Annotated in this window: 19 protein-coding genes; 12 read left to right on the top strand and 7 right to left on the bottom strand. The window is 64.3% G+C overall.

What is annotated here, in order from left to right:
• Positions 1–172: 172 nt before the first annotated feature.
• From BLR80_RS00725 to gdhA, 3 genes are all read right to left on the bottom strand, one after another.
• Positions 173–2890, bottom strand: coding sequence for a GAF domain-containing protein (locus tag BLR80_RS00725; protein WP_171906260.1), 2718 nt, complete (start codon positions 2888–2890; stop codon positions 173–175).
• A gap of 190 nt (positions 2891–3080) precedes the next feature.
• The gene (locus tag BLR80_RS00720; protein WP_092075300.1) at positions 3081–5666 is read right to left on the bottom strand and encodes a PEP/pyruvate-binding domain-containing protein; all 2586 of its coding nucleotides are present in this window, start codon (positions 5664–5666) and stop codon (positions 3081–3083) included.
• A 146-nt stretch (positions 5667–5812) separates the two neighbouring features.
• Entirely contained in the window at positions 5813–7162 is a 1350-nt protein-coding gene (gene gdhA, locus BLR80_RS00715; protein ID WP_092075299.1) for an NADP-specific glutamate dehydrogenase, read from the bottom strand.
• A 349-nt stretch (positions 7163–7511) separates the two neighbouring features.
• Between gdhA and BLR80_RS00710 the strand changes: the two genes are divergently transcribed.
• From BLR80_RS00710 to BLR80_RS12625, 7 genes are all read left to right on the top strand, one after another.
• Positions 7512–7898: a desulfoferrodoxin gene (locus BLR80_RS00710; RefSeq protein ID WP_092075298.1), complete on the top strand. Its 387-nt coding sequence runs from the start codon at positions 7512–7514 to the stop codon at positions 7896–7898.
• Positions 7899–8141: 243 nt separating this feature from the next.
• The gene (locus tag BLR80_RS00705) at positions 8142–9071 is read left to right on the top strand and encodes a 4Fe-4S dicluster domain-containing protein (RefSeq protein WP_092075297.1); all 930 of its coding nucleotides are present in this window, start codon (positions 8142–8144) and stop codon (positions 9069–9071) included.
• A complete protein-coding gene (nrfD, locus tag BLR80_RS00700; RefSeq protein WP_092075296.1) occupies positions 9068–10312 on the top strand; it encodes an NrfD/PsrC family molybdoenzyme membrane anchor subunit in 1245 nt (414 codons plus the stop codon). The genes BLR80_RS00705 and nrfD overlap by 4 nt, the downstream gene beginning before the upstream one ends.
• The gene (locus BLR80_RS13065) at positions 10309–11055 is read left to right on the top strand and encodes a cytochrome c3 family protein (RefSeq protein WP_216095153.1); all 747 of its coding nucleotides are present in this window, start codon (positions 10309–10311) and stop codon (positions 11053–11055) included. The genes nrfD and BLR80_RS13065 overlap by 4 nt, the downstream gene beginning before the upstream one ends.
• The gene (locus tag BLR80_RS13060) at positions 11056–12402 is read left to right on the top strand and encodes a tetrathionate reductase family octaheme c-type cytochrome (RefSeq protein ID WP_216095152.1); all 1347 of its coding nucleotides are present in this window, start codon (positions 11056–11058) and stop codon (positions 12400–12402) included.
• Positions 12399–12956 (top strand): hydrolase, encoded by a 558-nt coding sequence (locus tag BLR80_RS00690; RefSeq protein ID WP_092075295.1) that lies wholly within the window; start codon positions 12399–12401, stop codon positions 12954–12956. The genes BLR80_RS13060 and BLR80_RS00690 overlap by 4 nt, the downstream gene beginning before the upstream one ends.
• A gap of 63 nt (positions 12957–13019) precedes the next feature.
• Positions 13020–13226 (top strand): hypothetical protein, encoded by a 207-nt coding sequence (locus BLR80_RS12625; RefSeq protein WP_143012054.1) that lies wholly within the window; start codon positions 13020–13022, stop codon positions 13224–13226.
• Positions 13227–13245: 19 nt separating this feature from the next.
• Here the strand turns inward: BLR80_RS12625 and hcp are convergent, their stop codons facing one another.
• A complete protein-coding gene (hcp, locus tag BLR80_RS00685) occupies positions 13246–14874 on the bottom strand; it encodes a hydroxylamine reductase (protein WP_216095151.1) in 1629 nt (542 codons plus the stop codon).
• A 255-nt stretch (positions 14875–15129) separates the two neighbouring features.
• On the opposite strand from hcp, the gene BLR80_RS00680 reads away from it, so the two are divergent.
• Positions 15130–16344 (top strand): MFS transporter, encoded by a 1215-nt coding sequence (locus tag BLR80_RS00680; protein ID WP_092075294.1) that lies wholly within the window; start codon positions 15130–15132, stop codon positions 16342–16344.
• Between the two features lie 64 nt (positions 16345–16408).
• Here BLR80_RS00680 and BLR80_RS00675 read toward each other — a convergent pair whose 3' ends face one another.
• From BLR80_RS00675 to BLR80_RS00665, 3 genes are all read right to left on the bottom strand, one after another.
• Positions 16409–18475, bottom strand: a complete 2067-nt coding sequence (locus BLR80_RS00675; RefSeq protein ID WP_092075293.1) for a TonB-dependent receptor — start codon at positions 18473–18475, stop codon at positions 16409–16411.
• 58 nt (positions 18476–18533) lie between these two features.
• On the bottom strand, positions 18534–19013 hold the full coding sequence (locus BLR80_RS00670; protein WP_092075292.1) for a hypothetical protein: 480 nt from the start codon (positions 19011–19013) through the stop codon (positions 18534–18536).
• A 100-nt stretch (positions 19014–19113) separates the two neighbouring features.
• A complete protein-coding gene (locus BLR80_RS00665) occupies positions 19114–19827 on the bottom strand; it encodes a DUF3793 family protein (protein WP_092075291.1) in 714 nt (237 codons plus the stop codon).
• 53 nt (positions 19828–19880) lie between these two features.
• On the opposite strand from BLR80_RS00665, the gene BLR80_RS12620 reads away from it, so the two are divergent.
• From BLR80_RS12620 to BLR80_RS00650, 4 genes are all read left to right on the top strand, one after another.
• Positions 19881–20159: a hypothetical protein gene (locus BLR80_RS12620; protein ID WP_143012053.1), complete on the top strand. Its 279-nt coding sequence runs from the start codon at positions 19881–19883 to the stop codon at positions 20157–20159.
• 115 nt (positions 20160–20274) lie between these two features.
• Positions 20275–21504 carry a hypothetical protein gene (locus BLR80_RS00660; protein WP_092075290.1) on the top strand — a complete coding sequence of 410 codons (1230 nt, stop codon included), beginning with the start codon at positions 20275–20277 and terminating at the stop codon, positions 21502–21504.
• Between the two features lie 15 nt (positions 21505–21519).
• Positions 21520–22371: a cytochrome C gene (locus tag BLR80_RS00655; RefSeq protein ID WP_092075289.1), complete on the top strand. Its 852-nt coding sequence runs from the start codon at positions 21520–21522 to the stop codon at positions 22369–22371.
• Positions 22372–22406: 35 nt separating this feature from the next.
• Positions 22407–24533, top strand: a complete 2127-nt coding sequence (locus BLR80_RS00650) for a multiheme c-type cytochrome (RefSeq protein ID WP_092075288.1) — start codon at positions 22407–22409, stop codon at positions 24531–24533.
• Positions 24534–24540: the final 7 nt, after the last annotated feature.

The following is a 24540-nucleotide window of genomic DNA, read 5'->3' as shown; positions in this document are numbered from 1 at the left end:
AGTCCCATCCGGGGCTTTTTCAACGACGCAAGCCGAAAATGCGATTTCCGTCTTGCTCACAAAATCAATCCATTACGAAGTAATGATTGATTTTGGTCGCCCGTCCATGGGCTCCAGCAGGCTGTTTTTCAACAGCCTGCCAGGGGGATTGGCCGTAGTGATCCGCTGCCGCTCAGTCAGTGGCCGGCGAGCTCACCGGCCCGGACAGCGGCAGCCACAGGCCAAAGCAGCTGCCCTCGCCCGCGCGGCTGTCCACCGTCAGGCGGCCGCCGTGTTTCTTGAGAATATCATAGCTGATGGAAAGGCCCAGGCCGGTGCCCTTGCCCACCTCCTTGGTGGTGAAAAAGGGCTCGAAAATGCGCTTTTGCACCGCTTCGGACATGCCGCAGCCATTATCCCGCAGCTCGATGACGGCCCAGCCCTCCTGCCGCCGGGTCTGCACCCGGATCAGGCCGGCCTCGCCCCGGCCGGCGGCTTCAATCGCCTGCACGGCGTTGATCAGCAGGTTGAGAATCACCTGATTGATCTGCTGGGCGTTGCACCACAGCCGCGGCAACTGGCCGTAATCCCGTTCCAGCCGCGCCACATACTTGATCTGGTTCCAGGCGATATTGATGGTGCTGTCGAGGCACTGGTGCAGATCGACCTCCTCCAGCTGGGCCTGATCGCTGCGGGCAAAGGTCTTGAGGTCCTCGACAATGCGTTTGAGGCGCTCACAGCCTTCGGTGCTTTCCGCCAGCAGATCCTGCACATCCTGCTGGATGTAATCAAACTTGAGCCGGCGGCGCTGGTCGGCGATCTTTTCCGCCGCTTCCACCCCGTCACCCGCCAGCACCAGCTGTTCCAGCCCGGCCACCTGCTGGTCGTAACGGCTGATGTAGTTTTTCAGGTTGGCCAGATTGCTGCTGATAAAGGACAGCGGATTGTTGATTTCATGGGCGATGCCGGCGGCCAGCTGGCCGATGGAGGCCAGCTTCTCGCTCTGCAGCAGCTGGGCCTGGGTGAACTGCAGCTTCTCCTCGTTGGCGATCCGTTGGCTGTCATCGTGGATTACCTGCACGGCACCGACAAAGGCGTCGGCGCCATCGAGAATCGGATCGACCCGAATCTGCAACCAGCGCCCATCATGCTGCAGCAGCCCCTCGATACTGCTCTTCTGCCGTCGACAGGCACAGACCAGGCAGGAGGCTTCGGCGGCCGTGGCCGTGCGGGCGCCGGCCAGCAGCTCACGACAGCGCATGCCCAGCAATTCTTTGAAATCACGCTTGAACAACCGGGTGGTGGCCCGGTTGCAGCGCAGCAAACGCCCCTGGTCGTCATACAGCAGGACCGCGTCGATGATGGCGTCGAAGCTGGCCTGCCACTGCGAGGCCGCGCGGCTCAGCTGCTGTTCCAGTTCGCGCTGGCGGTAGATCTTCCACACCCCGTCCATCATCAGCCGCAACTGCCGGACATCGCGCTGGCGATAGGGCTGCTCCCGGTTGGCCAGCCCAACCACCGCGACAATCTGGCCGCGGCCATCGAAGATCGGCACCGTCAAAAAACGCCGCAAGGGCACATGGCCAGCGGGATAGCCCTTTTTCAGCGGATGCTCAGCGGCAAAGTCATTGAGCATGATCGGCTTGCGCTGGCGCACCGCCTCGCCCCAGATGCCGGTTTTCTCCAGCTGGTAAATCGTCTGCGGCTGCATCACCTGACAGTCGGGCAAAACCTCCTTCGACCAGCTGTTGAGGGTGAACTCGCGCCGCTCTTCGTTGTAGTGATAGATATAGCCATACTGACTGCCCGTCAGGTACAGAATCTTGTCGAGGGCAAAATCGAGCAGCAGCTGCACATCGTCGGCGGCATGCTGGCCAATATCCACCAGCGCCGCCAGTTCGCGGTTGAGCTGTTTCAGCCTGGCCGTGCGCAGTTCGACCCGTTTGCGCAGCTCGCGCTGAGAACCCGCGCTCTGACGGGCCAGCTGATACGTCAGGGCCAGAATCGCTGCCACCGTGATCAGCAGAAACAATAGGCGCTCAGCCACCTGCTGCCGGAGCGGGCCCAGCGCCGCCTGCTTGTCAACAGACATCAGCGCCACCAGCGGCAGGGTTTCCAGGGTCTGGCTGGTAACCAGGCGCCCGCGACCAGCCGGATCAAGCACGGCACATTCAAAGCGACCCGGCTGCCGATCCGGCGCAAACAGTTCGGGATGCTGCGCCGGCATGAAGGCCACCTCCAGGGCAGCCGGATCGAAGGGCATCACCAGTTGCACCCGGCCATCCTGGCGCAGCAAATGAATCCGCTCCGTCGGCTGGGGAAACAGGCGCTGGTAAAAAGCAGAGAAATAGTCGACGCGCAACACCACCAACACCACGCCGGCAAAGTCACCAGCGGCGTCCGTCAGGGGCAGGGACAGGCTGAAACACCAGGCGCCACGCTGTGCATCCCGGTAGGGCAAGGACAGTAACGGTGCAATCAGATGGCCGGCGCGCTGGCGCTGGAAATCGGCCCGGTCGGCCAGCGACCGCGGCGGTGTCGGCCAGTCTTCGCTGGAGGCCAGCAGGCGCCCCTCGGCATCGGCCAGCAGCAACTCCGCCACCTGGGGGGCACGGCGCAGCTGAGCGGCCAGCTGCTGGTGCAGCTGTAAACCATCATGCCGGGAAAATGGCCGCAGCCGCAGCAGTTCAACCTGCTGTTCCAGCATCAGCAGAGCCTCACCCAGTGCCCGTTCGGTATGATCAGCCAGGCCGACGGCATAGGCGGCATGCCGCTCGGCCTGAGCCCGGCGGGCTTCACGGTAGGTTTCAACGATCTGACACAGTGTCAGCAGGATCAAAAGCGTCAGCGAAATGCCCACCAGCATCCAGAGAGCAGTCTGCGACAGGATTCTGGTTTCTCTCTGTGCCATGAAAGCTCCGCGCCAATGAGGGGCCGGACCAGCCATCGCCCGAAGATCGCTGGCGGCAACAGGGACTGCTGCCTTCACATAAAAACAGCCGGGTGAAGAGTCAGGCCAAAAGCATCGTTGTCAGGCCCTGGCGCCTGCCCCGGCACGTCGGAGCCAGCAGGCAATGGCAGCACGGCATTGACAACGCCAATCATTCTTCATAACACAACAACCGCTGGGCCACCACATCCGAGCGCAGATAGAGACCGGCATCGGTCACGCGGTACACCTTCACCACCTTCTTGAAGCGGCTGCTGGCCGGCATCATGCCCTCGAAGGCGTTGTCGTAACGGGCCAGCTTTGCACGATTGAAGTGACAGCCGCGCCGCTCGGGGTACAGGGCCAGGTAGAAGATCTCGCTTTCGACCAGATCCTGGAAGAAGTGCGAACCGTAGGACAGCTCGGGCATCAGCCCTTCACTTTCGAAGGCCACCTCACCCAGCACGGTGACGCTGCTGATTTCATTGAAGGCGATGGGCACGCCCAAAGCCGGCGTCGAGGTGCCCCAGCGCCCCGGCCCGAGCAGCAGGGTCTTGTTGTCCTGCCGGTCGGCGATGCGCCTGTTGATGCGGCCGACCAGGCGGGCCACCTCGTACTTGTCGCTCAGGCCCAGGCGGGCGTATTCGTCGGGATCGACCCACACGATCCAGCTGAGCCGGTGGGCGACATTGCCGCCCATGAAATTGCCCTCGCTGCTGAACAGGATGCGCTCGTCCGCCACGTTCTGCGGCAACGGGCCCAGGGTCTGGATGCCCTTGGTCTGCAGCGGCCGGCACTGCACCAGCGCCAGCTGCAGGTTCTGATGCGAATCCATGTTGCCGGTGAATTCGATATCCACCGGATAGTCGTAGGCCTGTTCCAGGGTCTTGAGCGCCCGCTGCAACAGGGCGCAGAAATCGGTCTGGGTCAGCAGCCGCTCGAAGGTCAGCAGCCAGACATCCTCCTTCTTCAGGGTGCGACTGCGCAGCAGATCGCTGGTTTCGTGGTCGCGCACGGCGTACAGGTTCCAGGGCAGATCGGCGGCCTCGCGGCTCAGGCGCAGCAGCGGCAGGGTCTGCAGATCGTTCTGTTCGACATCCAGCACATCGACATCGCGCTGGGAGAACTTGCGCACATCGGCCACTCCCTTGTGCGGCCGCTTCATGGGCGCGTCGAGGGCGACAATGCAGGGGTAGTCGCCATCGACCCGATCGACCGCGCGGGTGCCCAGGCCCAGCACCAGCCGCAGCATGCCGGCTTCCGGCTCCATGCCCTTATCCCACACAAAGCTGTTGTACGACACGCCGACGCCGGCGAAATCGGGGAAATAGAACTGCTGGTGATAGCTGCCGGAAACCCGTTGGATCAGCAGCGCCATCTGCTCGTCGCGCTGTTCCAGACCGCGCTGCAGGCGATAGGCCAGAGCCTCGGTACTCATGGCGCTGGCGTAGATGCGCCGCACGGCCTGCTCGAACTGCTCCAGCCGTTCCTCCGGCGAACCCTGGTTGGCGCAGAAAAAACTGTCGTACTTGCCGGCGAAGGCGTTGCCGAAACCGTCCTCCAGCAGCGAACTGGACCGCACGATGATGGGGTACTGGCCGTAATATTCCAGCATGCGGCGGAAGCTGTCGCGAATGGGCTCGGGGAAGCTGCCTTCGAGCATGCAGCCCTGCAACTCAGCGCCGGCACGGAAGTATTCCGCGTTGTTCTTCTGGCGCATGAACAGTTTCCACCAGCCATTGTGGACGATGTAGGAATAGTAGACGTTGGAGCCGACATAGAAGGAATCATGCGGCTCCAGCACCTTCTGCCAGTCGAAGGCGTCATCGGCCAGCAGAATGCGGTTGGCCAGCAGCATGCCGACGGCCTTGCCGCCGATGAAACCGGTGCCGATGGCGCGGGCCTTGATGCGCAGCAGGTCGGCCAGGCTGAGATAGCGCTCGGCCAGCTGCAGGATGCGCGGCTCGCGGCCGATCATGTGGCGGCAGATATGGCGCACCATGGCCAGTTTTTCGTCGGCCGCGGCGCCCTCGCGTTCGAGTTTTTCCGCCTGCAGAAACAGGTGGTGCCAATGGTCGAGATGGCGGTCGCTGTGGGTGCCGCGCCGGACCAGGCTGCTGAACAGGCGGGTGGCCTCACAGCTGTTGGTCAGCGGCACAAAGCGTTCGCCCTCCTTGCGGTGCGGCAGGAACATGGTGGCCGAATAGCGCTGCCACACCTTGCGCGGCTGGACGTAAAAACGCTCCTCGGCATTGAACACGCTGATCAGTACCTGGGTGGTCTTGCGGATACGCTCGACGGTGCTGAAGGAATGGCGATGGCGGATCAGGGCAAAATAGGCCACGGTATCCAGTTCGAACAAATAGGGGCAGGTGACCCAGAAGAAGTTGCCCACCATGTAGTCCGTCGTCCAGGCCGACAGCAGATCGGACAGGCAGTCGAACACATAGAACACGCCCCGCCCTTCCTCGGTGAGGATTTCGTGGATGCGGCTGGCAAAAAACTCGAACCCCTCGCGCGGGTCAAGCACATACTGGCGCACGCCGCTGCCCTCCTCCAGCAGGGGCGGATGGTCGCCGAAGCGCAGATAGACCAGCGGCCGGCCCTCGGCCTGAGCACGGGCGACAAAGGGAGCGACAAAGTAGCGGTAGTCGGCCATGCTATCGACCTCCCAGACCACATTGTCACCAATGCGCAGTCCGTCAAGAATCTGGTCCAGATCGTCATAACCCGAAGAAGCTCTGGCGGCTGTAGGCATAACATATCTCCTCTGACAGGGGGGACAGGCGGCAAGCGGCTTTGCGTTGTTGTAACAGAAGACGGGCTGCTTCACCGAATAAAAAACCCCGCCGGATCACCGGCGGGGTTTGGGTTTAACAGGAAAACATCTGCGTCACAGAGAGATTACACCAGGCCGAAGGCGACCATGGCGCGGGCCACCCGGACAAAACCGGCGATGTTGGCACCGTTGACGTAGTTGCCCGGCGTGCCGTACTCCTCGGCGGTTTCGTAGCACAGCTGATGGATGCTCTGCATGATCTGCTGCAGGCGTTTCTCGGTGTACTCGAAGGTCCAGGAGTCGCGGCAGGCGTTCTGCTGCATCTCCAGCGCGCTGGTAGCGACGCCGCCGGCGTTGGCCGCCTTGCCGGGGCCATAGGCGATGCCGGCCTCAAGGAAGACCCGTACCCCTTCCGGCGTGGTCGGCATGTTGGCGCCTTCACCGACAGCGATGCAGCCGTTCTTGACCAGGGTGGCGGCATCCTTGCCGTTGATCTCGTTCTGGGTGGCGCTGGGCATGGCCACCTGGCAGGGAATCTGCCAGATATTGCCCTTGGCGACGTACTTGGCGTCTTTATGATATTCGGCGTAATCCTTGATGCGGCGGCGCTCGATTTCCTTGAGCTGCTGGATCAGGGCCAGATCCAGACCCTTTTCGTGGTAGATGTAGCCGCCGGAATCGGAGCAGGCCACTACCTTGCCGCCGAGTTCGTTAATCTTCTCGATGGTGTAGATGGCCACGTTGCCGCTGCCGGACACCAGGCAGGTCTTGCCTTCGAAGCTGTCCTTGCGCACCTTGAGCATTTCGTCGACAAAGAAGGTGGCACCGTAACCGGTGGCCTCGGTACGCACCAGCGAGCCGCCCCAGTCAAGACCCTTGCCGGTCAGCACGCCAGCTTCCCAGCGGTTGGTGATGCGCTTGTACTGGCCGAACAGATAGCCGATTTCCCGGCCGCCCACACCGATATCGCCGGCCGGCACGTCGGTGTGCTCACCCAGGTGGCGATGCAGTTCGGTCATGAAGCTCTGGCAGAAACGCATGATCTCGGTATCCGACTTGCCTTTGGGATCGAAATCGCTGCCGCCCTTGCCGCCACCGATGGGCATGCCGGTCAGGGCATTCTTGAAGATCTGCTCGAAGCCGAGAAACTTGATAATGCCGAGGTAGACCGACGGATGGAAACGCAGGCCGCCCTTGTAGGGGCCCAGCGAGCTGTTGAACTCGACGCGGAAGCCGCGATTGATGTGAACATCGCCCTTGTCATCCTGCCAGGGCACCCGGAAGATGATCTGCCGCTCCGGCTCGCAGATGCGCTCGATGATGCGGTGATCGGCAAACTCGGGGTGCTTCACCAGCACGGGACCGAGGGATTCCAGCACCTCCTGCACCGCCTGGTGGAACTCGGTCTCACCGGGGTTGCGGGCCAGAACTTCCTGGTAAATCGGCTCAATTTTTTCGTCGAATTTCGGGGTCATGGACATCTCCTCCGCAGGTGGGTTCAGAACAGGGGTTGATGAAACAGATTGTGCTGTTGATCAGCAACATCGATGCCAACTTATATAACTTACCGGAATCACAAAATCTAAGACAAATTATGGCTTCTTTCCGCTCCATTTTGGGCTCGAAATCTGAGTCGGCGCCAAGATTCGCCATTTAACTGTGTTGATTTGGTTGTTGTTTGAGTACACAAAAAGCGCGCCGCCCAGCCGCCGGAAAAATCCCGCCAGCCCCTTGCGCCTTCGGCAAATGCTGCTAAAATGACTAAATTAGTTCACAAAACAGTCTAATGTCTCATCCTCAACCCCCGTGAAAGGAGACTGCTTCATGGCAACCGAACAACAAGGCGTCTACAAATGTGATACCTGTGGCAACATTGTCGAGGTGCTGCACAGCGGCGCGGCCGCGCTGGTGTGCTGCGGCAAGCCCATGCGCCAGCTGAAGGAAAACACCACCGACGCCGCCCAGGAAAAACATGTGCCGGTCATCGAGGTCACCGCCGAAGGCGTCAAGGTCAGCGTTGGCAGCGTTGCCCACCCGATGACGGAAGAGCACTACATCGAGTGGATCGAGCTGATCGCCGACAACAAGAGCTACCGCCAGTTCCTCAAGCCGGGCCAGGCGCCGGAAGCCTTTTTCTGCTGTATCAAGGCCGCCAAGATCACCGCCCGCGAATACTGCAACCTGCACGGTCTGTGGAAGGCCGAAGCCTGATCGCAAGCTCGACAGACAGCAACACCCTTGAGCCAGAAGGCGTCTCCGTTCGCGGAGACGCTTTTTTTGTGTGCCAGCGCTGGTCGCAGCGGAGCCGCCGTTCAGGCCCCTGGCGCGTTCTGGCGCCGCGCCGATCCTCTTGACAAACCGCGTTTTGCTTGGCACTGTTGGTGCGACTGAGAATCGTTCTCGATTGCGCCGCGCGGGACAGCGCCGGCAATTCTCCGGTTGGGAGGGAACATCATGGCACTTTCACGTCGCGGCTTTTTCAAGCTGTCCGCCGCCGGCGCCGGTGGTCTGCTGCTGAGCCGCCCCGCCGCTGCGCGCGCCTGGCAATCCAAGGCCCCGCCGGACGCCTTGGGCTGTCTGGTCGATCTGACCCGCTGCATCGGCTGCCGCAAATGCGAACAGGCCTGCAATGGGGTCAACCAGCTGCCGCCGCCCGCCCAGGCGTTCAGCGATCTGACCCTGTTCGACCGGCCCCGCCGCCCCGACGCCCGCGCCCTGACGGTGGTCAACCGCTATCACAGCGGCCGCGTCGACGCCCAGGGGGTGCTGCTGCCCGACTACGTCAAGCTGCAGTGCATGCACTGCCAGGATCCGGCCTGCGCCAGTGCCTGCATTACCGGCGCCCTGAGCAAACGCGCCGACGGCGCCGTGGTGTACGACGCCGCCAAGTGCATCGGCTGTCGTTATTGCATGGTGGCCTGTCCCTTCGAGATTCCCGCCTACGAGTACCAGGATCCCGTCACCCCGCGAGTAATGAAATGCACCTTCTGCGCCCCGCTGCTGGCTGACGGCAAGGCACCGGCCTGCGCCAGCGTCTGCCCGACCCAGGCCATCAGCTTCGGCCGCCGCGACCGTCTGCTGCAGCTGGCCCATCAGCGTCTGCGCGACCAGCCGGCCCGCTATACGCCGCACATCTACGGTGAAACCGAGGTTGGCGGCACCGGCTGGCTCTATCTGTCGGCCGTGCCCTTCGAACGCCTCGGCTTTCTGCGCCTGCCCGGCCGGCCGCTGCCGCGCCTGACGGAAACCCTGCAGAAAAGCCTGTTCAGCTATCTGTGGTCGCCTTTGGTGCTGTTTGGTCTGCTCACGGCGCTGTACCGGCGCAACCAGCGCAAAACCACGCCGCCTGACGCCACGATAACGCCGCCGGGAGGTGCCGCATGAACGCCCCGCATCCGCAACCCGCGCCCCTGCGCCGGCCGTTCTGGACCCCCGGCGTCCTGGTGCTGCTGTGCCTGGTCGGCGCCGCCGCCATCAGCCTGCTGCTGCGTTTTTCCGGCGGCATCGGCGCGGTCTCGAACCTGAGCACCGGCCGGCCCTGGGGCCTGTGGGTGGCCGTCGATGTCGCCTCCGGCGTCGCCCTGGCCGCCGGCGGCTTCACCACCGCCGCCCTTTGTCACCTGTTCGGCCGTCACCGCTACGTCGCCATCGAGCGGCCGGCCCTGCTCACCGCCATGCTCGGCTATACCTTTGTCGTGCTCGGCCTGCTGGTTGATATCGGCCGCAGCTGGGCCATCTGGAAACCGCTCATCTTCCAGAACCATCATTCGGTGCTGTTCGAGGTGGCCATGTGCGTGCTGGTCTATCTGCATGTGCTCTACATCGAGTTTCTGCCCATCGTGCTGGAGCGGCTGCGTCAGGGCGTGCGGCTGCCAGGGAGGCTGCAGCGCCTGAGCACCCCGCTGATGAACGCCGCCGAGCGCCTGCACCGGCCGCTGCAGCGCCATCTGTGGCTCTTCCTGATCGCCGGGGTGGTGCTGTCCTGCATGCACCAGTCGAGTCTGGGCGCGCTGCTGCTGATCGCGCCGACCAAGCTGCATCCGCTGTGGTACAGCCCGCTGCTGCCGCTGCTGTTTCTGACCTCGGCCATCGCCGTCGGCTATCCAATGGTGGTGGTCGAAGCCAACCTGGCCCGTGCCAGTCTGGCCTCGGCCGACGAACAGGCGGTGCTGACGCCGCTGGCCGGCATCAGCCGCTACCTGCTGGGCCTGTATCTGCTGCTGAAGATCGCGGACCTGAGCTGGCGCGGCGCCTGGCCCTACCTGCTGGAGGGCAGCGCCCAGAGCCTGGCCTTCAGCATCGAACTGGGGTTGGGCGTGCTGCTGCCCTGGCTGCTGCTGTTGTCGGCCCGCCTGCGCCGGTCGCGCCGCGGCCTGTTCTGCGCCGCGGCCCTTATCGTCGGCGGCGTGCTGCTCAATCGCTACAATGTCTTTGTCACCGGCTTCATGCCGCCCTTCAGCGGCGCCGACTACAGTCCGGCGCTGGGCGAATGGCTGATCACGGCGGGGCTTATTGCCAGCCTGATGCTGCTTTACCGCCTGCTGGTGACCCATCTGCCCATTCTGGTGCCGGCCGCGCCGACACCGGCGGTGCCGGAAAACCGCCCACAGGAGAATCGCCCATGATCGCTCTCCCCCTTGTTGCCCTGACAGCCCTGACAGCCCTGACGGCTCTGCTGGCCGCTGCCGGCGTTGCTCCGGCGGCGGAGACGGTGCCAACACGCCAGCAGCAGGCCCTGCTGCGCGCCGCCGAAACCGTGCCCCTGGTCGAGCAGGTGCGCAGTGAAGATCCCCTGCGGCGGCGCCAGCGCCTGCATGCCCTGGGTTTGAGCCCGGCCGACGTCAAGACCAGCTATTTCGTTCTCGACAGCCCGCTGGTGCGCGCCGAATCGGACCAGTATCTGGCCGTGCGCTTCAATCACGGTCAGCACGCCGCCCGCAGCGGCGACTGCAGCCGCTGCCACCACCGCCGGCCCGAAGCCGATATGCCCTACAGTCCGAACCCGGAAACGGTGCGCTGCAGCGCCTGCCACCAGGCCAGCTTCAACCCCGATTTTCCCGAACGGCCGGGACTGCGCGGCGCCTATCACCAGGCCTGTATCCCTTGCCACCAGCAAGAGCGGCTGGGGCCGCAGACCTGCAACGACTGTCACCGCCCACGGGTGCCCGACCACAAGGAACTGGTCAGACTGCCGGATAAACCCGACGCCCTGCAGGTAACGGCCGAATGCCGCCGCTGCCACGAGGCCCAGGCCGAGGCGGTGCGCCACAGCGTTCACTGGCGCTGGCGCGGCCCCTCGCCCTACACGGCCGATCACAGCAACGCCGTCGCCCACGGCAAGGGCTCGACGGCGCTGAACAACTACTGAGTGAGCATCCTGAGCAACGAGTCTCGTTGCACCAGTTGTCACGCCGGTTACGGATGGACGGATGCCTCTTTCGATTTTGCTGATCTCAGCCGCATCGACTGCCTGGTCTGCCACGACCGCAGCGGGCGCTACAAAAAGGAACCCACCAACGCCGGCTGGCCGGTGAAGGATCTCGACCTGAAACCCATCGCCGAACAGGTTGGCCACAGCAGCCGCGCCAGCTGCGGCAGCTGCCACTTCAACGGCGGCGGCGGCGACGCCATCAAGCATGCCGACATGGGCAACAACCTGCTCGACCCCGATCCGCGTTGCGATGTGCACATGGGCGATCTCGATTTCGGCTGTGTCGACTGCCACCGCACCTATCAGCACCGCATCGCCGGCCGCAGTTCGTCGGTAGCGCCGGCCGAGGGCGTGGTGCGCTGCGAGGACTGCCATTCGGCCGCGCCCCATTACCGCAACGGCCTGCTGGCGGCCCATCTCAACCGCCACAGCGCCAGTCTGGCCTGCAACGTCTGCCATTCGCCGGTGTACGCCAAGTGCACCCCGACCAAAAACTGGTGGGACTGGTCCAAGGCCGGCGACACAGGCCGCCAGCCGCAGATGACACGACTGGGCGACAGCGACCCCCTGCCCGACTACCATGTGCAGAAGGGCGAATTCGCCTGGCAGCGAGCCGCCACGCCGGATTATGTCTGGTTCGACGGCACCATGGAGCGGGTGCTGGTCGGCGATGCCGTGCCCGCCGGCACCACGCCGGTGCAGCTGACCGCGCCCCTCGGCCAGCGCCACGACCCGCAGGCACGCATCACGCCGTTCAAGGTCATGAAGGGCGTGCAAGCCTTCGACAGCGAGCACGGCACCCTGCTGATTCCGCATCTGTTCCCGCGTGGCGCCGCTGACCGCACGGCCTACTGGAAGAACTTCGACTGGCACCAGGCCTTCAGCGACGGCATGGCCGTCGCCGGCCTGCCCTACAGCGGCCGCTGGCACTGGCGCGAGACCTGGACCTGGTGGCGGGTTGAACACGAGGTGATGCCGGCGCGCCTGGCGCTGACCTGCGTTTCCTGCCACGACAGCCTGCGCGGCGAACAGACCTGCGACCGCTGTCATCAGGACAGCCGTCATGTCAACTTCAGGGAACTGGCCCACAAGCCGACCGATTTCAGCTTCCTCGCCGGCAAGCGCGACGACCTTGACCAACTGCGGCAAAACGGCAATTATCTGGACTTCACCGCCCTCGGCTATGCGGGCGATCCCATCCTGCACGGCGGCCGGTTCAGCCGCCTGCCCCTTGGCCGCCGCCCGGCCGACAGCCCCAGCCCCCACCCCAAGGAGGAACCATGAAGCATCATCCCAGTCTGTTGCAGCGCGACCAGGCCGCCCTGCTGATCATCGACGTGCAGGAGCGCCTGGTGACCGCCATGGCCAACCGCGCCGGCGTCGAACAGGCCATCGGCCTGTTGCAGCAGGGACTCAACCTGCTGCAGGTGCCGACCCTGTTGACCGAGCAGTATCCCAAGGGCCTGGGGCCGACGCTGGCCAGCATCCGCCAAGCCGCCGGCGGCGCCGATTGCATTGAAAAAACCACCTTCAGCTGCTGCGGCGAACAGAGCTTCTGGCCGGCGCTGGAAGCCCTGCAACGCCGCCAGATCATCGTCACCGGCATGGAGACCCATGTCTGCGTGCTGCAGACCGTGCTCGATCTGCTGCAGGCCGGCTATCAGGTTCATGTCCCCATCAGCGCCACCTGCTCCCGCAGCGACGCCAACCGCGACAACGCCCTGCGCCGCATGGAACAGGCCGGCGCCATTCTCACCAATGTCGAATCCGTCCTGTTTGAACTGCTGCGTGCCGCCGGCAGCGCCGAGTTCAAGGCCATCTCCAAGCTGATCGTCTGAGCCAGACGGCCAGCACCGCGTAAAACGAACAACAGGGAGGACAGCCATAAGCTGTCCTCCCTGTTGCTGTTTCGTGCCGTTTTAGCCGTGCCGCGGTATCAGCAGGATGTTGAAAAAGTCCCTTCCGGGGCTTTTTCAACGACGCAAGCCGAAAATGCGATTTCCGTCTTGCTCACAAAATCAATCCATTACGAAGTAATGATTGATTTTGGTCGCCCGTCCATGGGCTCCAGCAGGCTGTTTTTCAACAGCCTGTTAGCGGAAGGTTGACACCGTCTTTCGGCGGAAACTATTGGCCGGCCATGATGGCCGCGACATCCTCCTGCACGCTGCCGATGGCCTTGATGTTGAAATTCTCCACCAGCACCTTGGCCACGTTGGGCGACAGAAAGGCCGGCAGGGTGGGGCCAAGGCGGATGCCCTTGACGCCGAGGAACAGCAGCGCCAGCAGCACCACCACCGCCTTCTGCTCGTACCAGGCGATATCGTAGGAGATGGGCAGTTCGTTGATGTCGTCGAGGCCGAACACCTCCTTGAGCTTCAGGGCGATATAAGCCAGCGAGTAGGAATCGTTGCACTGGCCGGCATCGAGCACGCGCGGAATGCCGCCGATATCGCCCAGCTGCAGCTTGTTGTAGCGGTACTTGGCGCAGCCGGCGGTGAGAATGACGGTATCACCCGGCAGTTCCTGCGCCACCTCGGTGAAGTAGCTGCGGCTGGTGTGGCGGCCGTCACAGCCGGCCATGACAACGAAGCGCCTGATGGCGCCGGATTTCACTGCCGCCACCACCTTGTCGGCCAGGGCCATCACCTGGGCATGGGCAAAGCCGCCGACAATCTCGCCCTGTTCCAGCTCGGTGGGCGGGGCACAGGTTTTGGCCTGGGCGATCAGGGCGGAAAAATCCTTGCTGCCACCCTCGGGCCGCTCGGCGATATGCGGCACACCGGGCCAGCCGGCCATGCCGGTGGTGTAGATGCGATCCTTATAGGCATCCTGCACCGGCGTGATGCAGTTGGTGGTCATCAGGATGGGACCGTTGAAGGCGGCGAACTCCTTGTTCTGCTGCCACCAGGCGTTGCCGTAGTTGCCGACGAAATGGTCGTATTTCTTGAAGGCCGGGTAGTAATGGGCCGGCAGCATCTCGCTGTGGGTGTAGACATCGACGCCGCTGCCCTCGGTCTGGCGGAGCAGATCCTCCATGTCGTGCAGATCGTGACCGGAGATGAGAATGCCGGGGCGGTCGCGCACGCCCAGCTTGACCCGGCTGATCTCGGGATTACCGTAACGCGTGGTGTTGGCCTCGTCCAGCAGGGCCATGGTGGTCACCGCCACCTCGCCGCATTTCATCACTTGGCCGATCATGGCCTCGACGCTGAGTTCCTCGGTGGTGGAAGTCAGGGCGTCAATCATGAAATCATAGATTTCCGGTTTCTCGAACCCGAGCATGGCGGCATGATCGGCATAGGCGGCCATGCCCTTGAGGCCGTAGACCAGCAGTTCGCGCAGGGAGCGGACATCCTCGTTGGGCTGCGACAGCACCCCCACCTCGGCGGCCTTGGCGGCATAGTTGGCTTCGCTGCCGTTCCAGCTCAGGCAGTCGGGGCCGGTGGTCAGACCCAGCTGGGCCTTGAAGGCGTCGCGCCGCCGCAGGGCATCCTGAATCAGGGCACTGATGCGCTGATCGTCGAAATTGGCGTTGGTGATGGTGGCGAACAGGGCCTGACAGATAAACAGGCCGGTATCGGCCAGATCGAGCTGTTTCGTGCGGGCCCGCTGCGCCGCCAGCGCCAGACCTTTCAGGCTGAACACCAGCAGATCCTGCAGGTTGGCGGTGCTTTCCTGCTTGCCGCACATGCCGACCCTGGTGCAACCGGTGCCGCGGGCGGCTTCCTGACACTGAAAACAGAACATACTCATCGTGAACCTCCTTGTTGGGGTGGGTTATCCTGGCTGCCGTAACTGGTCGCCACCCTAACGCCTTCAGCCAGCAAAAAACTTGACGTCCGTCAAAGCTGACAAAAAAAATCATCTTTGCAAGCTGTCCCCAACGAATGCCGGTTCTTTTTCCCTTGGTTCGCCCGCCAAACCACCGTACCCTCAGGATGGCCTGTTCCCTCTGCCCGCACTGGAGTCCGCCATGCCCCATCCCCTGCCGCAACGGCACCTTGCCCCATGAGCGCCCGGCGCGCCCCGGCCCCGCGCGCACTGGTGCTGCTGCTGTGTGCCGCCGAGGTTCTCAGCATGACCGGTTTTGCCGCCTATCCGGCCCTGTTGCCGCTGCTGCAACACCACTGGCAGCTGAGCAGTTCGGCCGCCGGCCTTATCAGTGGCGCCTTCTTCGCCGGCTACATGGTAGCCACGCCCCTGCTGGTCGGTTTGACCGACCGCTACGACACCCGCCGCATCTATCTGCTGGCCTGCCTGCTGGCCAGCGCCGGCAGCCTCGGCTTTGCCCTGCTGGCCAGGGGCCTGTGGACGGCGCTGCTGTTCCAGGCTCTGGTCGGCGCCGGTCTGGCCGGCACCTACATGCCGGGCCTGCGCCTGCTGACCGATCATTTCCAGGGCAGCGTGCCCAGCCGCGCGGTGGCCTTCTATACCGCCACCTTCGGCCTGGGCACCACCGCCTCGCTGCTGCTGGCCGGCGCCCTGCAACCGCTGGGTTGGCCCTGGGTATTCGGCTGCGCCGCCTTCGGCCCCCTGCTGGCCGGGGCGCTGGTGTTCGTTCGCCTGCCGCCAGCAGCGCCGGTTCCCAGCGGCGCGCCGCCGGGGCTGCTGTTCGATTTCCGCCCGGTGCTGCGCAACCGCGCCGCCATGGGCTACATTCTTGGCTATGCCGCCCACTGCTGGGAACTGTTCGGCCTGCGCTCCTGGCTGCCGGCCTTCTTCGCCTTCAGCCTGGCCCTCCATGCCAGCAGCGGCGGCTTCTGGTTCGGTGCCGCCGCCCTGGCCGCCTGGATCAACCTGCTCGGTCCGGCCGCCAGCATCCTGGGCAACGAGGCCGCCGTGCGCTACGGCCGGCGCCGCTTTATTTGCGCCACCATGCTGGTGTCGTCGGTGCTGGCCTGCCTGGTCGGCTTCACCGCCAACTGGCCCATGGCCCTGCTGTTTCCCCTCACCGCCTTCTACTTCCTCTGGGTGATGGCCGACTCGGCCGCTCTCACCGCCGGCCTGGTGGCGGCGACGGAGCCCGGCCGCAAGGGTGCCACCATGGCGCTGCACGCCCTGCTGGGCTTCGGCGCCGGCTTTGTCGCGCCACTGGCCTTCGGTCTGGTGCTCGACCTGGGCGGCGGCCGCGACTCGGTCACCGCCTGGGGTTTGGCCTTCGCCAGCCTTGGCGTTTGGTCGCTGCTGGCCGCCCTAGCCGCGAGCCGGCGGCGCGCACCCTAAAAAAACGGCCGCCACCCCGCTGTGCTTGGGGGTGGCGGCCACGACCGTTCAAAACCTGGCCCGCCTACCAGCGACTGACCAGACTGAGATAGGCCATGCGGCCCGGTTCGTAGATGATGGGCGGCGCCACCGCCGCGCCGCTGACCACATCGTATTCGTAGGAATTGGCCACGGCATAATAGGCGTCAAACAGGTTCTCCACCCCCAGATGAAGCGTCCAGTGGCGCGCCAGCTCATAACGGGCACTGAGGTTGACCACATCCCAGTCGGCCATGCGCACCTCCCCCGCCGCTTCATCCACCTGACGGCTCGCACCGGCATGGAGCCACTCGACCTCAAGCGCCAGCGCCCGGCGAGCGTAGTCCAGCGCCAGGCGGGTTTTCCATGGCGGCACCTCGCTCAGATCGCGATCCGCATTGCCGGGCGGCTGTTCGTCCTTGCGGCCCCGCTGCCAGGCGGCGCTGGCCTGCAGTTGCCAGAACGGCCCCAGGGGCAGGTCAAAACGGGTTTCGGCGCCATACAGATGGGCATCGATATTGCCCCAGGTCTTGAACGGCTGGGCCTGCTGGTAGATGAAATCGGTCAGATCGGCATAGAACAGCTTGACCTGGCCGCGCAACGCGCCGAACTGGTGACTGCCGCCGATGTCGATTTCGCGGTTGCGGGTGGGTTTAAGCGCGGGATTGCCAAAAAAACTGGCGGAACCCTGCAGGTAGCGCTCCGCTCCGGTCGGCAGCCGGGCGCCCTGGCCCAGGCCGACAAACAGGCTGCTGTCCTCGCCGGGATACCAGGTGGCCAGCAGATAACCGCTGCCATAGCGGTCGCGCTGCTGGTTGCCGGCGGTCAGCCGCTGGCTGAAGGGCAGCGCCTGCGTCGCCGCCATGCGGGCCTCGTCGTAGCGCAGCCCGCCCTTCAGCGTCAGGGCGCCGAGATGGCGGCGACCCTGCACATAACCGCCCCACAGGTTGCTGCGCACCCCGGGGATGAAGGCGTTGTTGATCCGCGCGCCGCTGGCGGCGTTGAACGCATTGGCGTTCCAGTTCTGATGGTCGTGGCTGACGCCGAAGGTCAGCTGCGCCCAGGGGGTGTCGAGGGTATTGGCCAGATGCGCCCCGCGCAGGGTGGAACGCGCCTCAAAGCGCCGATGAAAGCCGGGCAGGCCCGCCCCCACCAGTTCGCGATAACGATCGGACGGCTCATGCTGCACATCGTGATGGTACAGCCGCAGCTGCAGCCGGTCGCTGTAGCGGGCCAGATGTTCGCCCTCATAACGTAACTGGGTCAGCGCGGTACGCTCTTTTTCAATATCGACCGCCACCCGCGGTGTCAGCACATCCTCGGCCAGGCCATAGGTATGCGCCAGGGTCAGGGACTGATCCGGCGTCAGCTGCCAGCGCAATTTGGTCCAGACATCCTGCTTGTCAAACGCCGCCTGTTTCCGGCCGGCAGCGCTGTAAGGCCGCCCGGCCGGCGCATAATCCGTCAGGCGCCGGCCGCCGCCATCCCGATAGGGATCCATGCGGGTGGCGGCATAACCCATCAGCGCCTGAAAACGCTCGGTTCCGCCCGTCAGCTGCAGCGCCGCCGCCCGATAGTCGAAACTGCCGCCCTTAAGCCACAGTTCCGCCGTCTCCTCGGTCTGCGGCTCGGCGGTTTCAACCGCCACCACGCCACCCAGGCCACCGTGGCGCGCCACATCGAAGGGCCCCGGCTGTACCCGCACCTGCTTGACCGCCAGCAGCGGCACATGCGACAAGGCGGGATCCTTGCGGCTGCCGCAGGCGCCCTCAAGCATCGCATCGTCATACAGCACCCCCAGATCGGCCTTGCCGAAGCCGCGCACGGAAACCTCGTTGCCATAGCCGCTCTTGCGGATCAGCGCGGTGGACGCCGACTGCTGGCTGAGCAGTTCCGCCAGATCAATCACCTGTTCCTGGCGCAGCAGCTCGGCGCCGACCGCCCGCTGCGCCAGTTCCTCTTCTGCCTCGGCCGTAACCAGCAGACTTTCCAGCTCCACCACCTCGGCCACGGCGGCCGTACTGGTGGCCGTACTGGCGGCCGCAGCGGCCGCACCCCAGCACCACAGGGCCAGCAGCATCAAGGCCGCCAGCCGTTGTCTCGCTTTGTGCATACCCGTTCTCCTTCTCACCACTCAGCCCCGCCGGCAGTCACCGGCCGGGCAGGCGGTTTTATCCCCATAGCGGAATCAGCCCCGGCCAGAATGACCGGAACGCGGCAGAGAAGCAGCCAGACGGCTGCAGCGGATAAACAGGCGGCGCCCGGGCGGGCGGAGAGGACAGGAAGGGCGCGGACGGATCATCCGGCGGGGAAAATGCCAGGCGCTGTCCGACCGCACGGAAAACCTGCCAGCAGCAGGATGGCGGCGGCGACAGCTGGTAGAGACTGGCGCAGAAATCATGCAGCGGGCAGGGGCCCGCCACCGCACGGGCACTCGCCAGCTGCGGTTCGCTGACCGGACAGCGATCAGCCTGGTCAGCGCAACAAACCTGCGCGGCCGGATGGCCGGCGGCATCGTGCCGATGCAGCAACGGATGCAGCAGGTGCACGGCCAGGCTCAGGTAGGCCAACGCCACCAGAGCAAAGCCACGCGCCCAGCGGGCACGTACCAGCCGGGTCAGCCATGTATCCTGCCTTGTTCGCCGCCGCACGTTCAGCCACCCTCCTTCGCCACACCAGCCCCACGGACCCCTTGCAGCAGCTGTTATAGCACGGTCGCTGCTCAGCAGCGAGCAAACCGCGGCCGGCAGGTCAGCAGGCCGCCATCAACGGCTGCAGCCGACCGCGCCGCACCTGCTCCAACACCGCCACGCGGGCCTGGAAAAAGGCGTCCGCCAGGGCCTCGCTGCGCCGCGGCGGCCCGAAGATCTTCCACATGCGCTGGCGACTGGCGCTCTTGCCCGCCATGAAGCCCGCCACATCCTTCAGCGGATAGCCCAGAAACAGACCGATTTCGTGGGGGAAGCCACAGCGGCACCGCGCGACCAGCTGTTCCAGTACCGTATCCAGCTGGCGAGTCTGGCGATAACCACAGCGCCGCAAAAAGGCCTGGGCACCGCGACTGAGCAAACGCCGCTGCAACAGCGGCGGCGAATAGAACAGCACCAGCACGCCGCTGCCCTCCACCGGCAGTTCGCAGGCGGCCAGCTCTCGGGCCAGCGGCGCGGCCAGGCCGTGCTGGCGCCACAGCTGGTAGAAGTTGCGGCCACAGCGGTGACTGCGGTCGGCAATACGCACCAGATTGGCCGGCTTGATGCCGGCCAGCACCTCGGCGCCGCTGACGGCGACAAAGGCAGCTAGGCAGTCCTCCTCCCGGGCGTAGCACTGCGTCACATCGCGCCAGAACTGCGAGGTCAGGCAGGGGGAGCAGGACGGCAGTGCGTCACTGCCAGCGCTTGGCAGCGCCAGGGGGCAGGGACAGGACGGGGCAGAAATGCGATGCAGGGCTGACAAAACAGACGGCATGGGCGCCTCCGGCGGATCGGGTTTATCTGATTTTGATTCCCAGTATCACTATCATGAACCAGCGCGCCGGTCAAGGGCCGCTGCCGCTGTTTTTGCGCACCTCGCTTTTTCCCGGCCTTCTGCCTTACCTTGGCACAGCATCTGCTAAAACCGACAACATCGATCCGGTTTTAAGCACAGTCGCGCAGGGGCCAAATCCTCCTGTCTCGCGGCAGCCGCCTAAACCCGACAGTTTTTCTCTGTTTTACTGCCAGTTGTTCTCCGCCGCTGGCCAAGCGCCTGCGCCGCAAGGCGTGGCCAGCGGCCGGTCAGATGACCAAAACCCTGCGTGAAAGAACGGATATTCTTTTCATGACAATATAACGCTTGTTGGATTTACCTTAACCACCAGACCGGAGCCGGGCGGTTTCGGGCGTTTTTCTTCATTTCTGTCTTACAGGAGGTCGCATGAGAGTCTGGCAAGGGATTTTTTGCGGCGTGCTGCTGGTGCCGCTGACCCTGTGGTCGGCGCTGCCGGCGCAGGCAGTCTCGGTCAGCGGCAGAGCCAGCACGGTGATGGAATGGTACGACAGCGCGCGGGAAGACACGGCGGTGCCCGTTTACCAGTATCTGCAGCTGAGTCTGCGCGATCTTGGCGGCGAAGGCTACAACTTCCGCGGCTATGGCCGTATCGCCGACGATCTGAACAGCGAGGCCGACATCGACAGCCGGTTGTACTTTGCCTACCTGGAAAAGAAGGATCTGTTCGACGGCCTGGACTTCCGCCTCGGCCGCCAGTTCATCTCCACCACCGCCGGCGCCTCGCTGATGGACGGCCTGGCGCTGGATTACCGGCTGAGTGACACCTATGCCGTCAAGCTGTTCGGCGGTGGCGATGTCAGCTATTACGAAGGCTACAACGTCAAGGACGTGCTCACCGGGGTTGAACTGACCGCCCACTACCTCGACAGCATCGATCTGGGCCTATCCTACCTGCAGAAGTGGGAGGGCGGCCTGATCGCCCAGGAACTGGCAGGGTTTGACGCCAGCGTCGACATCCGCGGCAAGCTGTGGCTCTACAACGAACTGCAGTGGGACATTCTGTCGGAGCGGTTGAGCTACGCCAATCTCGGCGGCAAATACCGCTTCGACGCGCCCTTCACCCTGCGGCTGGAATACCTCTACTCGCTGCCGGTCTTTTCCTCCACCTCCATCTATTCGGTCTTCGCCGTCGAGGAATACGAAGAGGTACTGGCCGAGGCCACTTGGCACATCCGTCGCGGGCTGCAGGCCTACGCCCGCTATGTGCGGGAGCTGTATGACGAGTTCAGCGACGCCGACGTATTCGAAATCGGCCTTGAGAAGCTGCGCACCGGCACGTTCTCCGGCTATGTCAGCGGCATCTGCCGTATCGACGACGATGGCCAGGATCTCAAGGGCTTCAAGATACGCGGTGCCTACCGCCTGACCGAATGGATTGAAGCCGGATTGGGAGCCAACATCGATGTCCTTGAACGCGAGATCGACTTCTTCGAAACCGATGGCTCCAGCGACGAAACCACCAGCCAGCGCTACTGGGCCGATGTCACCTGGCACATCAACAAGAAAACCAATCTGCAGGCCAAGTTCGAGCGGATCGAGAGCGATCTGTGGGACTACTACAACCGCGGCACCGTGCGGTTCAACATCCAGTTCTAGCCAAAGGAGCCTTCTATGACCCGCTTCAAGCTGATTCCCCTGGTCATGCTGCCGCTGCTGGCAACATCGCTGGTCTGGGCGGCGGGCTTCGATCATGACGCCCATGTGCGTGACTATGTCGATGGCGGAGACTGCAGTGTCTGCCATCTGGCCGACGCGCCCAGCATCGTTCCCGATCCGGCGGTCTGTCTCGACTGTCACGACAGCGCCACCATCGACGCCCTGACCTGGCGCGGTCCCACAACCCACGGCCCGCTGTGGGCGCTCAATCACCGCAGCGAAGCCAAGGGCGAGGCCATCGACTGTGTGGCCTGCCACCGTCAGGCCGACTGTCTGGACTGCCACAAGGCCGGTTTCTCCCATGAACAGGGCGATTTCGGCAACGGCCTGACCAACGTTCACCGCAGCGACTTCCACGTCACCCACCCCATCGCCGCCCGCACGGACCAGCGTCTGTGCGCCAGCTGCCACGAACCCGACTACTGTGCCGACTGCCACGACCAATTCCGCCTGCGCGGCGACAGCCTCGGTAGCCCGTCGCACCGCCGCACCTTCGATCTGGGCTTTGGTGACACGGACATCGACGCCATCCACGCCGGCATGGATCCGTCCATCACCTGTGACAGCTGCCACCTGCAAAGCTCCATCGCGCCCGACTACCATTCCTGGTCCATCGGTCACGCGCGCGAGGCACGGCGGTCGCTGTCCAGTTGCCAGGCCTGCCATCCCGATGGTGATGTCTGCCTGCGCTGCCACAGCGCCCGCGCCGGTGCCGGCGGCTACAACCCCCATCCGAAGGACTGGGGTGACATCAAGGACAATCTGCGCAAGGCCAGCAACGGCAAGACCTGCCGCCGCTGCCATTAAATTTTTCCACCACCCCATTAAAAAGGAGGTCAACCATGCACTCACCCTGGTTACGGCTGTTCCTCACAACCCTGGCCGCCGCCACTCTGGCCGGCTGCGGCAGCAGTGGCGGTTCCGGTGGCAGCGCCGTCACGCCCAGCACCGAGCCGGTGCTGCAAGCCAGCGGCATCACCAATTGCACCCAGTGCCACAGCACCCAGAACCAGGCATTTCTGGCCGGTCGCCATGCCAATCTGAACGGCAGCCCGACAGGGCCGCACGAGCCGGCGGCGGCCGGTGAGCCCTTCAGCTGTGGCAACTGTCACAACGCCACCCTCGATGCCATCAACATGCCGGCCGCCTATGGCCTCAGCGTACGCGATGTAGTGGCCTGCGAGGCCTGTCACGGCAACGGCAGTGCCCACCGCGGCATCGGCCCGATTCCGACACCGCGCCCCGGCGTAGCGGAATGCGCCCGCTGCCACGCCGAGGTCAGCGCTGAAACCGGTGAACTCGTCGCCCTGCGCAGCCGCAGCGGCCACAGCCCCGGCGCCCTCAACGTGGTCCCCGATTATCTCGACTCCGGCCATGCCGCCGAACCCCGCGACCGCAGCACCCGCAGTGAGACCATCGGCTGCAACCGCTGTCACAGTGACGAGGGCGCCCGACTCTACCGTGGTCTGACCACCGTGGCCGCCATCACCGCCACCAACGGCCGTGGTGCCGAACCGCTGGGCGAAGAGAACATCAGTCCGATCCAGTGCCGCACCTGTCACGACGTCCATGCCACCGGCGGTGATCAGCTGCTGATGGCGGCCTCGGCCGATGGCTCGGCCCAGTACAACACCTGTAGCCACTGCCATGCCGACAATGCCGCCCTCGACTACCACTTCGATCACTTCGACGACAACGGCCTGATGGACCGCTCGATCAGGGACACCCACTTCGACGATCCGACAACGGCCAAATTACTGGAAGGCTATGTCCTGCGGACCCAGGCAGCCACGGCCTGCGCCGATTGTCACAATGTGCACCATGGCGACAACAGCATCAACGAACAGTGGGCGCGGTCGGCTCACGGCGGTCACCTGCTCGATGTCAAGGAAGCTGAGGGCCCAGACGCCGCCGCCGGCAGCGCCACCGCCGACGGCTGGGTCCATTATCCGTGGGAAAGCGATGCCCGCCAGGGCTGCCAGCGCTGCCATACCGCCACCGGTGTCGCCAATTACCTGGATGACCCGGACGGTTACAATGCCGCCAACAACGACTTCAGCCATCTGGCCGACTGGAACGGTACCAGCGGCTCACCGCAGGCCGAAATGCTTTACTGCTGGGGCTGCCATAGCAATGCCGGCGCCGGTACGCTGCGCGATCCGGGCGCTATCGCCCTGAAATCGACCGGCGGCACGGCCGTCACCTATCAGGGCGCGCCCGTGGTGCTGCCGGATATCGCCAACTCCAACGTTTGCGTGGCCTGCCACGGCGGCGCCGGCAACATGGACAGCAGCATGAGTTCCCGTTTTGTCGGCCACCATGCCCCGGCCGGTGGCACCCTGTTCAGCGCCGTCACCCACATGGGTTTTGAATTCCCCGGTCAAAGCTACGCCAATCCGTCCTACTTCGCCCATGACAGCCTGGATCTCGAAATTGTCGACATCCTCGACCACGACACCGTCGTCGGTCAGCAGGTCAGTGGCGCCGGCCCCTGCGCCGCCTGCCATATGAGCAGCAGCGAAGCGCATCGCTTCAGCGTGGTGGAAAAGAACGCCACCGGTGAAATCACCGCCCTGACGGCCACCAACTGCATCGGTTGTCACGACGGCTCCCACGGCGCGGCGCTGGAGGCCGGCAGTGCCGCTGCCGCCGCCTTCCTCGAAGAGGAATCAGAGGGTTATCAGCAGGCTGGGATGGTGCTGGGCGCCTATCTGGCCAACAGTCTGCCGAACTTCCTCGGCACCACCATCAACAACACCACCGCTGATCTGCTGGCGACCTATGCCTTCCAGAATCAGAAACTGCCCACCGAAGAACCCGGTGGCTACGCCCACAACCGCATGTATGTGAAACGGCTGCTGTTCGATTCCATCGACTACCTCGACAACGGCGTCCTCGACGGCACCATCAACATCAACGCGGTCAGTTATCCCGCCGCCGCCCATTGGCTCGGCAGCAGCCGGCCGTAAAACGCTC

The organism is Desulfuromonas thiophila, from assembly GCF_900101955.1.
Lineage (GTDB): Bacteria > Desulfobacterota > Desulfuromonadia > Desulfuromonadales > Desulfuromonadaceae > Pseudodesulfuromonas > Pseudodesulfuromonas thiophila.
This window is presented reverse-complemented; position numbering and strand designations above follow the sequence as displayed.

Excerpts from the sequence above, each read along its gene's own strand:
- BLR80_RS00655 (WP_092075289.1), top strand. The coding sequence starts at position 21,520 with ATGACCCGCTTCAAGCTGATTCCCCTGGTCATGCTGCCGCTGCTGGCA.
- BLR80_RS00690 (WP_092075295.1), top strand. The coding sequence starts at position 12,399 with ATGAAGCATCATCCCAGTCTGTTGCAGCGCGACCAGGCCGCCCTGCTG.
- BLR80_RS00660 (WP_092075290.1), top strand. The coding sequence starts at position 20,275 with ATGAGAGTCTGGCAAGGGATTTTTTGCGGCGTGCTGCTGGTGCCGCTG.
- BLR80_RS00710 (WP_092075298.1), top strand. The coding sequence starts at position 7,512 with ATGGCAACCGAACAACAAGGCGTCTACAAATGTGATACCTGTGGCAAC.
- BLR80_RS00680 (WP_092075294.1), top strand. The coding sequence starts at position 15,130 with ATGAGCGCCCGGCGCGCCCCGGCCCCGCGCGCACTGGTGCTGCTGCTG.
- nrfD (WP_092075296.1), top strand. The coding sequence starts at position 9,068 with ATGAACGCCCCGCATCCGCAACCCGCGCCCCTGCGCCGGCCGTTCTGG.
- gdhA (WP_092075299.1), bottom strand. The coding sequence starts at position 7,162 with ATGACCCCGAAATTCGACGAAAAAATTGAGCCGATTTACCAGGAAGTT.
- BLR80_RS00665 (WP_092075291.1), bottom strand. The coding sequence starts at position 19,827 with ATGCCGTCTGTTTTGTCAGCCCTGCATCGCATTTCTGCCCCGTCCTGT.
- BLR80_RS12620 (WP_143012053.1), top strand. The coding sequence starts at position 19,881 with ATGAACCAGCGCGCCGGTCAAGGGCCGCTGCCGCTGTTTTTGCGCACC.
- hcp (WP_216095151.1), bottom strand. The coding sequence starts at position 14,874 with ATGAGTATGTTCTGTTTTCAGTGTCAGGAAGCCGCCCGCGGCACCGGT.
- BLR80_RS00675 (WP_092075293.1), bottom strand. The coding sequence starts at position 18,475 with ATGCACAAAGCGAGACAACGGCTGGCGGCCTTGATGCTGCTGGCCCTG.
- BLR80_RS13065 (WP_216095153.1), top strand. The coding sequence starts at position 10,309 with ATGATCGCTCTCCCCCTTGTTGCCCTGACAGCCCTGACAGCCCTGACG.
- BLR80_RS00705 (WP_092075297.1), top strand. The coding sequence starts at position 8,142 with ATGGCACTTTCACGTCGCGGCTTTTTCAAGCTGTCCGCCGCCGGCGCC.
- BLR80_RS00720 (WP_092075300.1), bottom strand. The coding sequence starts at position 5,666 with ATGCCTACAGCCGCCAGAGCTTCTTCGGGTTATGACGATCTGGACCAG.
- BLR80_RS00650 (WP_092075288.1), top strand. The coding sequence starts at position 22,407 with ATGCACTCACCCTGGTTACGGCTGTTCCTCACAACCCTGGCCGCCGCC.
- BLR80_RS00725 (WP_171906260.1), bottom strand. The coding sequence starts at position 2,890 with ATGGCACAGAGAGAAACCAGAATCCTGTCGCAGACTGCTCTCTGGATG.